This window comes from Spirosoma sp. (assembly GCF_048594605.1).
Taxonomy (GTDB): Bacteria; Bacteroidota; Bacteroidia; order Cytophagales; family Spirosomataceae; genus Spirosoma.
Window position 1 is genome coordinate 1 of sequence record NZ_JBMDWV010000062.1, and the last position, 13,246, is coordinate 13,246.

At 50.1% G+C, this 13,246-nt stretch carries 8 protein-coding genes; 5 read left to right on the plus strand and 3 right to left on the minus strand.

The genetic code is table 11. The features are described 5' to 3' along the window. Positions 1-77: 77 nt before the first annotated feature. The 4 genes from ACOJS8_RS03460 (at position 78) to ACOJS8_RS03475 (ending at position 7,011) form a co-directional block, all read left to right on the plus strand. Positions 78-3,512 (plus strand): hypothetical protein, encoded by a 3,435-nt coding sequence (locus ACOJS8_RS03460; RefSeq protein WP_420147136.1) that lies wholly within the window; start codon positions 78-80, stop codon positions 3,510-3,512. Positions 3,513-3,514: 2 nt separating this feature from the next. Continuing rightward, positions 3,515-4,834, plus strand: a complete 1,320-nt coding sequence (locus ACOJS8_RS03465) for a hypothetical protein (protein ID WP_420147137.1) — start codon at positions 3,515-3,517, stop codon at positions 4,832-4,834. Between the two features lie 61 nt (positions 4,835-4,895). After that, positions 4,896-5,471, plus strand: a complete 576-nt coding sequence (locus ACOJS8_RS03470; RefSeq protein WP_420147138.1) for a retropepsin-like aspartic protease family protein — start codon at positions 4,896-4,898, stop codon at positions 5,469-5,471. A gap of 127 nt (positions 5,472-5,598) precedes the next feature. Continuing rightward, positions 5,599-7,011: a WG repeat-containing protein gene (locus ACOJS8_RS03475; RefSeq protein ID WP_420147139.1), complete on the plus strand. Its 1,413-nt coding sequence runs from the start codon at positions 5,599-5,601 to the stop codon at positions 7,009-7,011. Between the two features lie 84 nt (positions 7,012-7,095). On the opposite strand, the gene ACOJS8_RS03480 is transcribed toward ACOJS8_RS03475, so the two are convergent. Genes ACOJS8_RS03480 through ACOJS8_RS03490 form a run of 3 tightly spaced genes read right to left on the minus strand, consistent with a single transcriptional unit; the run spans position 7,096 to position 9,166 of the window. Then, positions 7,096-7,872 (minus strand): hypothetical protein, encoded by a 777-nt coding sequence (locus tag ACOJS8_RS03480; RefSeq protein WP_420147140.1) that lies wholly within the window; start codon positions 7,870-7,872, stop codon positions 7,096-7,098. A 23-nt stretch (positions 7,873-7,895) separates the two neighbouring features. Continuing rightward, on the minus strand, positions 7,896-8,822 hold the full coding sequence (locus ACOJS8_RS03485) for a hypothetical protein (protein ID WP_420147141.1): 927 nt from the start codon (positions 8,820-8,822) through the stop codon (positions 7,896-7,898). A gap of 8 nt (positions 8,823-8,830) precedes the next feature. Further along, the gene (locus ACOJS8_RS03490; protein WP_420147142.1) at positions 8,831-9,166 is read right to left on the minus strand and encodes a PKD domain-containing protein; all 336 of its coding nucleotides are present in this window, start codon (positions 9,164-9,166) and stop codon (positions 8,831-8,833) included. A 299-nt stretch (positions 9,167-9,465) separates the two neighbouring features. Here ACOJS8_RS03490 and ACOJS8_RS03495 point away from each other — a divergent pair, with 299 nt between their 5' ends. Then, positions 9,466-13,206 (plus strand): PAS domain S-box protein, encoded by a 3,741-nt coding sequence (locus ACOJS8_RS03495; RefSeq protein ID WP_420147143.1) that lies wholly within the window; start codon positions 9,466-9,468, stop codon positions 13,204-13,206. The last annotated feature ends 40 nt before the right edge of the window (positions 13,207-13,246 follow it).

Sequence of the window (13,246 nt, forward strand, 5' to 3'; positions counted from 1 at the left end):
ATTTATCCAGTTATTTTCAGAAGGCACCGACCGGTGCGTGAAAGAAAAGCTTCCGAAGGTGATGGATTATTAAAAATATGCCAACAACATTCAGTTTACATAACCCAACACCCGGCCTGCACTGGTACGTCAGCAAACCCCTTGGTACAGACCAGATTGCGGCTATCCGTGATCCGCAGGGCGGCCAGACCATAAAGCAGCCTACGTCTATTCCGAGTCCATTTGCGCGGATGGATTTAGTCCGGTCGGCTTTCCTGAATCTGGCGCTACGTCCCGATCTGAACGGCACCGTCAACGACCAGCGTATTGTATCGGACGCACTCGACGTGGGCGAACTGTTCTTTAATTACGACAAACTAAAGACCTACGTAACGATTACGCCCTTCGATATCCGTACCGATCTGGACCGGCTTCGGCAATCGAGTAACGTAGGCCACCGTCGACTCGCTGATGCGCTGAAATTGTTTCTGGATCAGGATGCGCCCGAATACAATTTTGGCGACATTCAGCGGCTGTTTGTCCTGAGTTATCGGGGCCGTGTCGTGGGCGGTACGTCACCAAAGACGTTGTTTTTCAGTTCGGGCAATGATCTGAGCTGGGTCGACGTATCGATGGGGAACGACCGACTGTTCGATACGTCGGTTTGCCCGCTGCATCAGCGTGACATTGAGTACCAAAAATTCTGGTACGCGATAAAGCTGTTCATGCCAAACTTCCGCGATCGTTTCCGCGAAGTCGATGATTATCTGAACCGTAGCCGGGCCTTGCTACAACAACAAAACCCGACGCTTTTCTACGAACACATTGAATCACACAACGGCCAATCGCTGCTAACGCGTGAACAGTTCGACCAGAATTTCGATGAACTCATGACCGGGCCGGGCGATATTGTGGAAGTGCTGGGCTTTCCGCTCCGCAAGAAAAAATCAGATTCGCGGGCGATTAGTCAGGTCAGCGATTTTATTATCAAGTCTGATAAATTTGCCCGACTGAATCCGAATCTGCCGCGGCCAATGGCGTTGCAGAACCGCTTTTTCCGGCAATTTACTTATGTACCGCAGACGCAGTGGAATTCGAATACGCCGGTTCCTTATTACGCCCGCGAATCCTGGCGCGACAACCAGCGGCCCCTGCCGGGCCAGCCGGGTAATTATCCGTGGTTGACGGTCAGCGATTTTCTGGAACCCTACCTCATCCGGCTGCCTTTCCCTACGGACCGGGGCCGTTTCTTCGATGGCAATCTGCAAACGTCGGCTACGGATAAGGGATTTTTGTTACCACTTAAGAAAGACTTCTTCGATTTCTTCGACGTCGATGATCTACTGGCGGGCCGCGTTCGATTAAAGATGGTACCGCAGGGAAGCGGCATCAACGTAACACTCGATATTCCCGTTACGGCACCGAATCAGCCCGGTAATCAGTTCGTTACGTTCGAGCGCTTGTATAGCCAGACGGTCGGCAATTCAACGTCGCCCAACGAAGCAACCAACGAAGGAATTATTGTTGAAAATTCGTTTACGGTCAATATTTACCCGTTCGTCCGATCGGGTTCCGTTACGGTGCCCGCCGATTACCGGATTGAGTTAATTGAATCCGGTTTCGATAGCCAGAATCAGTACCAGCTAACGTATTTCAAGCAGCAAGCCAACAACGAGCTTACGCCCGAATCGATTCACCAACGGACGGTTCGGCAACAAAATACCGACGGTTCGAGTGTGTACTACGTCATGCGTGAAGAGTTCGACTATGTACAAACGCATATCCGTGGCGACGGCCGCGACATGAACGGTGTGCTGATTCCACGCTGGCAATTGTACAACGGCGGCAGCAAACAGTTCTCCTTCTCGGTGGATTTTGGCACGACAAACACCCACATTGAATACAGCGTCGATGGTGGAGCGCCACGCCCGTTCGACGTAGCGGAACTGACTCCACAGGTTGCTACGTTGGTGGCTCCAGCGCAGTACAATCCGGCCTTGTTCGAGTTGTTTGTGCTGTACGATCTTGAGTTTGTTCCGCCAACCATTGGTCCCGGCAAGCCTGACAATTTCCCGACACGCACGGCCATTGCCGAGCCGCTGAATCTGAGTTTTAATCAGCAAACGCAGGCCCTGGCCGACTTCAACATTCCGTTCTACGTAGAGCGGCAGCCGGCAGGTTCCAATCGGATTACGACCAACCTGAAATGGGCCAAAACCAGCGATCAGACCGAACGGCGCGTCGAAGCGTTTCTGGAAGAGCTGCTGATGCTGATCAAAAATAAAGTACTGACGGAAGGCGGCAACCTGACCCAAACGACGGTGTACTGGTTTTTCCCGGCCAGTATGACCCCCGGTCGCGTAAGTCAGCTTCGCGCCGATTGGCAGGAGCTGTATGATCGCTATATTGGCGGAGCTGCGGGACGATTGCGGGAGGTTTCGGAATCGGTAGCGCCGTTCTATTACTATAAGCAAAATCCGACGCTAAGTGCCTCAGCCCGACCCGTTATCAACATCGATATCGGCGGTGGCACGTCCGACGTAGTGGTTTACGAACGGAACGAACCGAAATTGCTGACCTCGTTCCGGTTTGCCGGAAATGCCATCTACGGCGACGCTTTCAGCGAATACGGCGCGGCCAGCCACAACGGGTTCGTTCGTAAATACGCCGACCGAATTCAAACGCTGCTTGAAAGCCAGAGTCTGGGTAACCTGAGCGATAACAACCGGCGAATTCTGGACACGAACCGTTCGGAAGATATTATGGCGTTCTGGTTTTCGATCGAGAAAAGTAACGACGTGAAGGCCAAAAGTATGCTGTCGTTCAACGGAATGCTGGCTAAAGACGAAGACCTGAAAGTGGTGTTTGTCTTATTTTTTACGGCGCTGCTTTACCACATCGCCCGGCTAATGAAGCACAAAAATATCAATCTGCCGGGTGCCATTACGTTCAGCGGTACAGGTTCCAAGCTCCTCACCATCATCAGTTCCGACGATCAGATGCTGGGAAAACTGGCCCGCGTGATTTTTGAGAAAGTCTACGAGAAAACGTATGACGCCAGCGGACTCACGCTATTTTACGAACGGAAAGGCCCGAAGGAAGTGACCTGCAAAGGCGCGCTGATGCAGCCCTCGAATAGTCGGCCGGTTGATACGGAAGCCATCAGCTATGTGTATCCTGCTACGTTCAACGACGAGTTCCCGACGCTGACCTACGCCGATTTGCGGAAATCAGACGTAATAGATTCACTGCTGAAAGAAACGAACGCGTTTATCGATTTCTTCTTCGACGTGAATCAGCAATTTAGCTTTGTCAGAAACCTGAACGTATCGGCGCGGTCGCTGGCGGTAGCGCAGCAGGAGTTACGCACGCATCTGGATACTTCGCTGATGGACGGCATTCAGCGGAAAGAAAGCGACGTAGCGGCCGAATACAGCGGTATGACTGATGCGCTTGGTGCGCCTATTGAAGAAACGCTGTTTTTCTATCCGCTTATTGGTGCAATTAACAAACTGGCAAATGCCCTCGCGTAGTTATGAGACGACTTACTTTTCTATCAATTCTCGTGGGCGTAACCTCAACCGTTACGTTCGCGCAGAACGCGAATCAGGCGGCTGTGGATACGTTGACAAAGGATGTAGCCAAAGCGGTGTTTGCGAACATCAAACAACCGAAAGCACAGGAAATTTATACACAACTGCTGGAATGTGCCGACGGCTGCGATCCCCAACAGGTTATCCGGTCGGTTGGGAGTTGGGATCAGGTAGGCGCTAAAATGCAGGAACTGAGCGAGCTGAAAGCGACACAGCAGTTTCAGGGAATGTCGCCCGGCGAGGCAAATGCTGCCATTCGCAAACAACTTGCGCGGTTTTATACGGCTCACAGAGCGGAAAAACCGTATAGCGTACCGTTAAGTCCGGCGGTTCAGGCGCAGATTCTGGCCAAAATTGATGGATTACTACCTCCTGGCGAAGTAATAGCGCCCGATTCTGCTACGTCAGGTTCAGTGGTTACAACCCAGCCCGTTAGTGAAGATGAAGAAGATAAGGCCGCCGTGGCACCGTCAGAAGGTCGGGGTGGCACCTCAGACGATAAACTATTCTGGATGATACTTGCAGGTTTTATTGCCGGGCTGCTGGGCGGTGCCGCAGCGGTTTATTTTTTATTGTATAAAGAGCAGAAAACGGAAGCGGATCAATTACGGTTCGACAATTCAAAATTGAGTCGGGCACTGGATGCTGCTCAACGTGTCAAGCCAGCCAACGTACCGCGCCAGCCCCAAAACCCCGATCAGGAGAAAGCCAGAGCCTATGACGTTCTTTTAGGCGAATTGGGTTCGGATGTTGACCCCTTGGAAGCAATTCGTCAATTAAAACAACAATCGCCCCCCAAAGCTGCCGACCCCGCACCTCGTTCAGGCGAACCCGTTATCGAACCCGATGCTACGCTTGAGTCGGCTTTGGTTCAGAATCAACCCCCGTTACCACCGCTGCCTCCACTCGACCCATTACCTCCGTTAAATCAGACTCGGTCGGAGGTGTTTTATTTTCCTCCACCCGACCCGAACGGACAGTTTGATATAACCCAGAAATCCACTTCACTTTTGCCTGAATCGGCGTATCGGTTTAGCATCAGTGCCGACGATCCATTGGTTGCTACGTTTCGCTTTGAGGCCGATCCGGGGCGGGTAGCGCGGTTTCTGACGTATCGGAATTATATGATCGAACCCGCCTGCGAGAGTGAGAACAGCTACACCAACGCGTATACACGAATAGCTATGCGGAAAGACGGACAGGCTGTATTTGAGAACGGCACCTGGCGCGTGAAAACGAAAGCATTGATTCGATACGAGTAGTTGTTCACCAACTTCAATGGCCGAATAGCTTATCAATCTGGTGCCCAACACTACGTAAATGATGATACGATTTTTGATTTTCTGCCTGCTTATCAGCACCCTGCTTTATTTGTCAGGGTGTTCTGGTTGTTCACGATCGGGCAGTCATCAGCCTAAAAAGCCGAAACGGAACACCGCTGATCAGACAACGAGCAGCACCAAGCCGGCACCAGCCGAACTACCCAAACCAACGCTGAAGAAAATTGGATCGGGACCAACGGAAGTGGCTATGGAAAAAGACAGGGGCGTTTATAAAGTACCCGTTACGGTCAATGGCGTGCCTATGAAATTTATTCTTGATACAGGCGCCAGTTTGATTTCTATTTCGGCGACTGAAGCGGATTTTCTATTTAAGCAAGGCGCTATTACTGAAACGGATATTATCGGACAATCAAAATTTCAGGATGCGAACGGCGATATTTCACCCGGTGATGTAATCCGGCTGAAATCAGTACAGATTGGTGATCGGGTGCTTGAGAACGTAACGGCCAACGTAGTACGTAGTACAAAAGCGCCCTTGCTGCTGGGGCAATCGGCTTTATCCCAGTTCGGTAAAATTTCGGTAGATTATCGACGTAACATTGTGACGTTCGACTGATATTCGCTGTTAAGTTAACAGCACTAGCTAGTCATTAGTGGTTATGGGTTGTTTTTTAGCTAAAAAACAACCCATAACCACTAATGACTGTTTCCAGTTTATTACGAGGATTTTCATTCGCTATTCTATGACAGAAACCGAGCTGATCGACCGACTTCGCGAAGCCATTGTTCTCGACGGCCCTGACGTTTGGCGGACGAACGGCTATCTTCAGGATGCTCAGCAGGCTGGCCTGTCGCTGACTGATGCCCTGAAACGAGCGAACGAAGTAGGTCAGGAAGTAAGCAACAATAGTATTTTATTTCAGAATATACAGGCACGTATTGCCCGGTTAGCCCAGCCGTCGCGCGCGCATTTGATTGAGCAGGATTTACAGCAGATTGTTAATGCCGCTACGTCCTTAAAGCTCTCGCCCGACTTCGTCAAGAATCGCTGGGTGCCCACGGTACTGCATCGATTGGCGGCTACGTCGGCTCCTCCGAAACCGGAACCGTCCGCTACGTTTCCAACTGATACACCGCCTGTAAAGGAATCAGAAGCGTTTGAAGAGTTGCTGGAAGTAGAACCGGCTAAGGCTAGTCCAGTCGTAGTTGAGCCTGTAATTGCCGAACCAGTTGCTGTAGAGCCCATAGTCGTGCCGCCAGTCCCGGCCAGTCCGGAGCCGGTTGAACATAAAACCACGGACCCGGTACCTGCAGCGCCGTCAATACCTCAAAAACCGCCGATCGTACGGTCCTTTACGGCTACGCCCGCCCGTGTGCAAAAAGGGCAGCCCGTTACGCTTGAGTGGGATGTTGAGAATCTCCTGGCGGTAACGATTGATGATTTGGGAGAAGGTCTATCGCCGAAGAACCGGGGTTGGGTAAAACCATCAAAGAGTGCAGATTACACATTATTCGACGCCAATAACAATCCGTTGAGTACAGTACGTATCGAAGTAATCAAACCCGACCGGAGCGGTGTTTACGGCGTTCTGTTTGCTCTGCTTTTACTGGCCATTATTTACTGGTTTATCAAAAGCGGCAACTCGCGCGACGATACGTCTACCAAACCCAAACGAAAAACTGAGCAAACGACGGAACGGCGGTCAACGAGTATGCGCCTGCCGAATTCCGAACCTTCAGCCAACGAAACAACGACCGAAGCGACTGACACACCGTCCGAAACAGCTAACGAACCAACTACTACGTTGCCGGAGCCGACGAAAAACGATGATAGGCCTGCCAGCTCGTCCGCCGACGAAACGGTTGCTACTACCGAGCCTGACCCAAAACCCGACAATCCGGCAGAGGCCCGGACTGGCAAATACGCCGAAGCGTTTGGGGACAAACCTTATGATAAAATAGAATTAGGCACTGACGAACAAGGCTGGCGACGCGCCCGGAGTAAAGGCCGCTGGGGTTATGTCAACGAGAACGACGAATGGGTAATCCAACCTGAATATGAAGCCGTTACTCCTTTCCGAGGCAATACAGCGGCTGTATTCCTGAATGGTCAACTCATGACCATCAACCGGTCCGGGGAGCAGGTGAGGAACTGAATAGCTCAGGGGTAAGGTCTGCGGGCATAAGGTGAAAGCCTGGCTCATGTTTACCCTATGCCCGCAGACCCTACCCCTACACTATTAAAGCCCCACCGTAACGCTCAGCTTCTGAAATCCGGTCCAATAACCAGAGCTTGTTAAGCCAATTCCGTTGCCAGGCAGCATTCGGAACAGATAGGGGCTGCTACGTACCTCCTTCTCATTGATGTAAAAATGCAGGTATTCGCCCCGTCGTTTCACGGTCAGCCGATTCCGGTTTTTGTCAACGGCTACGCCTGGTCTGAAAAAAACGCCAGGCATATAGTCAGAAAAAGTCTCGCCGTTTGCCACCCGTTTGATGGCGACTTCCCCTTTGTCATTCGTCGTAAAAGCACAGTAATTGAGTGAGTCTTTTACGCCGAAAAGCAAGCCACCTGTTGGCACTTTTCCGGAATCAGCCAGTACGTCCAGCTTAATGGTAAATATTTCCGAGCGATTCAGGTTAATGTCCTGGGGCAGAGGAACCGAACTGATAGCTATACTTTGCGTACGCACATTTCGCTTACGGATGCTATAAGAACCCCGTCCAATCTGGTAACGATAATCGCCGATAGTACCGGCTTTCCAGTAATTACGGTTCGTTACGAAGTCGGCAGTAAAAGCCGGTCTAAAATCGGGGGATGACGTTGTTTCAGGAGCCGCTCCCCGGCGGACGTCCACCGATGACGATGGTTGTCTGAGCGTAACTTTCTGCCATTCGCTGGAGGCTGAATAAACAAACGGTCTGACAAGCTGCCCCGGCGACTGCGCAAAGCCATTTATCGACAGAAGTCCATAAAAACCAGCAATCAGCAGTAAATAGCGAACAGAGTTAATCATTTATGCGCTCAATACATAATACGTTAAAACGAATAGCGAACAACGGCTGTAGGCTGCCCAGCCTGAATACCGGGCCATACCGTAACGGCCTGCGAACGTTGCGAGTCTCTTTGTAGTCGACCGTTGCGTAGTCCTCTGATAAAGGTAAACACTACGTCGGCAGCGGCTATAACAACAGCCCCCCGGGTGGTCAGAAAATAGGTATGATGATGGTTATTGGCTGCCTGATAATACGGTTCTCCTGCCGCCCTATTTTTCTGCTGTTCGTAAAGTGCATACTGATCTAGGGATTTTTGCCGCTCCGTCAGACCGTAGGTCAGTAAGCTATAAAATCCCGTCGTCAATAACAGACGAAAACCGACTTTTGGTCTTGGCGTTTGAACAAAGATATTGCCGACACCGGGTGCCACTGCCGAGAGTAATGCCCAAGCCGGACCTGCATAACGGGTTCTGCGCGAACGGACTTCATCCATAGAGGTAGCCTCATTACGTTGTCCCGAACGTGGGTTTGCAGCTACTGGCGTTTCAGCGTCTTTCGATCGCGTAGCCGCATTGGTTGACGTAACGTCAGTGCCCTGCCCGCCTGTCGTGGAGATTGGTTGATTCGCCGTAGCCTGCAAACTGGCCATGACCAGTACAGTTGCCCGAATTTCTTCATTCAGAGGGTAGCCGTTTGCCAGAGCATCCCAGACAATACGTCGATTGGAGCCCGCAAGCACTCGTTTGCCAATATCGCCCCGTACAAATTCGGGAAGCATTCGAATTGGTCCGCGCACGCGGCTTTCCATCTGAACATAGATCGAATCACCTGGCCGGGCTTCAACCAGATCGTACCAGATCTGAATTTGTGATGAATCGATCGTCTGGATGCGAACGTTACGGACACGTTCCTGCGCCCGACTGGTCAATCCGAACAAAAGACTTAAGCAAAAAGCGAGAAGTAAACGCATAGTCGGATTTACTTGCGGACGGTAATCTGTCGGGTGGTTGTAAATTTATCATCGCACGAATTACCGAGAATTAGCGAGACTGTGTACGTACCCGCCTTATCGTAAACGTACGTAACACGCGTTCCAACACGACTCTGCCCTTTTCCATCGCCAGGATCCCAGCCAACGGCGCCAATATCGCCCTGCGGATTCTCCAGAAAAAACGTAACATCCAGTGTTCCGGCCGTATATCCGATACCGGCAGACGGTTTGGCACAGGTTGGAAAGTTTTTCCGCTCAAGATCAAAGGATTCGCAGGCCGCAACAGCCAGCAGAATCCACAGACAGAGACAGCGTTTCAGCATAGTAATTGTGCGTCGAAAAGAACCGTAGCAAGATACGTACTGCTTATACAACGAAAAATAGACCTTTTCACGCTCAAATAGCCTTTTCCATCATCCTCTTTTATATTCAGAAATAAACGGCAAGAGGAGAATGGACCGAGTTAGGCTTCAGAATGTTATGCGAAACTACATCTATGTTCGTTTCCTGTACAAATTGTAATGCAGGGATTTAAGAATTTTATCAGAAACCAACATTTTTTGTAAATTTAACTAGTCGGCCAATAAAGAGTATTGCTGGCTTATCATTTATCCATTTACCTATGCGCTGGTCTGCAAAAACCAAAGATGAATTAGTGGCCGAAATCCAACGGCTTCACCATGAACGAGATGGCTCAACTTTATCGGACGTACTGCCCACATTCGACGTTCGTCAGACAGTTGATCAATTAAATCTGGTCGGTCTTACAATTGAGCGCAACGGAACCTTAAACTATGTTAACCCCTACACATACCGCGTAACAGCCTGGCAACCAAGCGATGTTATCGGCAAAAACTTTTTCGATGCCCTCATTCCCTCTGCCGATCATGACCGACTTAAATTGGAGTTTGAAGAAGCTATCGCCAAAGGTGGTTTTACGGAACAGCGCGAAATCAATCTGTTGACCCGTAGCGGTGCGTTACGTAGCGTTCAGCTCAACTCCGCAATTGTTAACGAGGCTGATGGAGAAATCACTTCCCTTACGGTTATTGGTGAAGACGTAACGAACAAACGGCGTGTAGCTTCTGCCCTATCGAATACAAACGCTCAATTGCAGGATCTGGTAGACAATACGTCCGATCTGATCCAGCTTCTGACACTCGATGGTAAGTTTATTTTCGTGAATAAAGCTTGGCGCGAAGCACTAGGTTATAACTCCGACGAAATTTCGGCTCTTAACATACGCGACGTTCTGCACCCCGATTATGCCAACAGTACGTTGGGAATGCTTAAGCGGATTCAGGATGGCGACAAACTTCCCTACATTGAAACCGTTTTCCGGACAAAGAACGGCAAAACTTTATTTTTGTCGGGGAGTGTTAACTGCCGTTTTGACAATGGTCGCCCGACTGCCTTTCGATGTATTCTGCATGACACAACAGGCCGGATTCGGGCCGAAAAATCGCAGAAGCTCTATTATAGCATTGCTAACTGGACCATCAACACGCCGAATCTCGACGAGCTTTACCATAAAATACACGAAGAACTAGGCCATATTATTGATGCCCGTAATTTTTTCATTGCGTTATACGATGCCAGCAAAACGTATCTGTCGTTTCCGTACTACGTCGATGAATACTTCGGCAGCACCATGCGCTTCACCAAACGAAAACTAGGGAACGGCATTATCGAGTACACGATTCAGGCCAATAAACCCCTGTTTCTGTACGAAAAAGACATTCGTTTACTGGCCGATCAGCACCATATTGACTTATACGGTTTACGTCAGCCGCAGGTGATGCTAACGGCTCCGCTACGTGTTGGCGATGAGATTACAGGAATTATAGGGGTAAAATCGTACGATGATGCGCAGACGTATGGCCCACGCGATTTGGAGCTGCTGGAATTTATTTCCGGACAGGTAGCGCTGGCTATTGCCCGCAAACAGTCGGATGCGCGTCTGGATAAGCAGAATGCCCGGCTAAATGCCATTTTCGACAGCAGTACGTACCTGATCTGGTCGGTCAATAAAGCGCTGAAGCTGACGTCTTTCAACAAAAACTATGCTCGTCTGATTGAATATCAGCTCGATGAGACACCCTCGCTGCAAAGCAGTGCGCCTAATCTGGGATGGCGTATGTTCGGCGAGGAAAACCGAAAAAAGCTGGAAGAAAAGTATCGGCAGGCATTCCGGGGCCATCCGCAAAACTTTGAACTGCATTTTGAAACGTTCCGGGGCGAAACGTATCTCGAATTTCATTTCAATCCGATCCTTTTAGCGGGTGGGGTGATTGATGAAGTGTCGGGCATTGCCCGCGACATTACCAATCGTCGACGCGCCGAGATTGCTACCCGACAAAGCGAAGAGAAATTCCGGGGTATTTTTGAAAACCTCCAGGATATTTATGCCCGCGTAGACCGAAAAGGACGTATCACCATGATTAGTCCGTCGGTATTCAAGCGTATGGGTTACACACCGGATGAAGTGCTGGGCCACGAAATCAGTCAGTTTTTCATTGATAAGAATGCCATTCGCCGGGCCATGTTCAAGGTAGGTCGGAATCGTAGCCTGCGAAATTTTGAGGCCAGTATGCGCCGGAAAGACGGCACCGAACGACAGTATATGTTTAATATGCTGATGCTGAACGACGATCCAAGCACAGGTTCGGTTGTAGCGGTTCTGGCCCGCGATATTACAGAGCTAAAGCGTCAGTCGGCCGAACTGGAAAAGGCGAAAGATGAAGCCGAACGGTCGCTGAAAGTGAAAGAGCAGTTTCTGGCTAACATGAGCCATGAAATTCGTACGCCGATGAACGGCATCATTGGCATGATTGATCTGCTCAACGATACGCAACTGGACGACGAGCAACGTAGCTACGTGCGAACAGTTAAACGATCATCGGAAACGCTGCTGAACATTCTGAACGATATTCTGGACCTTTCTAAAATTGAGGCTGGAAAAATGGTTCTGCACGAATCGCCTGTAGCGTTTAAAGAGATTTTCGAAAAACTGATTGCGCTCTTTGGTCAACAGGCGAATTCCAAGAACAACGAGCTAACGTATCATCTGGCACCTGACCTGCCTACGTTCGTGATTGCTGACCAGACACGTCTGCTGCAAATCCTGTCGAACATGACTTCGAACGCAATCAAGTTTACGGAAAATGGAACGATTCGGGTCGAGGCATCGCTGCTGAGCAAACGGGGTAAATTCAATCGGATTCGCATAGGTGTGAAGGATTCGGGCATCGGCATTTCGCCCGAAAATATTAACCTGCTCTTCAACTCATTCAGCCAGGTCGATACCTCCTCGCGAAAATCGTTTGGCGGTACGGGCCTGGGCCTGGCCATTTCGAAAGAACTGGCACATCTGATGAAAGGTGAGGTGGGCGTTGAATCCAAAGTAGGCAGTGGTAGTACTTTCTGGTTTACCATTGAGCTTAAAGAAACAGCGATCAGTCCAATTCAGCAGAACACGGAAGTAGCCGAAATTGCGCTGGCGAACTTTTTCAATACGTATCATCCCAACGTTTTACTCGTTGATGATAATGCCGTGAACCGAAAAGTGGCCAGCGAAATTTTACGGAAAGCGGGTTGCATAGTTACTACTGCCGATAGCGGCCCAGCGGCTATTGAAGCTGTAACGCAGCGGGCAGAGAGCATGGGGCATGGGGAGAAAGATGGAAACTATATGCCCCTAAGCCCCAAGTCCTCTGACCCAGGCTCTCTGCCTCCCTTTGACGTAATTTTCATGGATATTCAAATGCCGGATATGGACGGCGTTGAAACGACAAGCCATCTACGCGAAAAATTCGGCAAAAAATTACCTGTTATTGTAGCCATGACTGCCTATTCGATGAAAGAAGACCGTGAGCGGTTCATTAGTCAGGGCCTTGACGATTACATTGCCAAACCCATTCGCGCCCAGAGTCTGGTTGCCAAGGTTAAAGAAATTTCTGACGCCAATCGGGCGAAGCAGGCTCCTGTTGCAGAGAAATTACCGAAACCCGTTACGTCGGCTCCCGAATCTACGCTGCCAATTATTGACGAAGAAATTGTTAGACAACTGCGTGACATTGGTGGTCAGGAATTGGTAGACAGTATTATGGAAGAGTTTGTTACAGAAGCTAATGAATTGGTCAGTGGAGCCTCGTCGGCCTATGCGCTGGGGGATATTCCGACGGTAAAAAGCCATCTGCATACGCTCAAAGGCAGTGCGGGAACCATAGGCGTAGCGCGCGTTGCCGACATTGCCCGTACGGCTGAAGGGAAGCTAAAAGTTAACGATACCAGCGGTTTATCAGAAGCGCTGCAGGCTCTGGAGCATGCCTTTAACGAGTTTATGGCTGAGTACAGCAAATAAGAACTGGCGGATGCGTTTTAGTAAGTTGTCACTTAGGTCA

What these genes read in the sequence shown, in the direction of transcription:
- ACOJS8_RS03475 (WP_420147139.1), top strand. Translation starts at nt 5,599, where the DNA reads ATGACAGAAACCGAGCTGATCGACCGACTTCGCGAAGCCATTGTTCTC.
- ACOJS8_RS03485 (WP_420147141.1), bottom strand. Translation starts at nt 8,822, where the DNA reads ATGCGTTTACTTCTCGCTTTTTGCTTAAGTCTTTTGTTCGGATTGACC.
- ACOJS8_RS03495 (WP_420147143.1), top strand. Translation starts at nt 9,466, where the DNA reads ATGCGCTGGTCTGCAAAAACCAAAGATGAATTAGTGGCCGAAATCCAA.
- ACOJS8_RS03480 (WP_420147140.1), bottom strand. Translation starts at nt 7,872, where the DNA reads ATGATTAACTCTGTTCGCTATTTACTGCTGATTGCTGGTTTTTATGGA.
- ACOJS8_RS03460 (WP_420147136.1), top strand. Translation starts at nt 78, where the DNA reads ATGCCAACAACATTCAGTTTACATAACCCAACACCCGGCCTGCACTGG.
- ACOJS8_RS03470 (WP_420147138.1), top strand. Translation starts at nt 4,896, where the DNA reads ATGATACGATTTTTGATTTTCTGCCTGCTTATCAGCACCCTGCTTTAT.
- ACOJS8_RS03490 (WP_420147142.1), bottom strand. Translation starts at nt 9,166, where the DNA reads ATGCTGAAACGCTGTCTCTGTCTGTGGATTCTGCTGGCTGTTGCGGCC.
- ACOJS8_RS03465 (WP_420147137.1), top strand. Translation starts at nt 3,515, where the DNA reads ATGAGACGACTTACTTTTCTATCAATTCTCGTGGGCGTAACCTCAACC.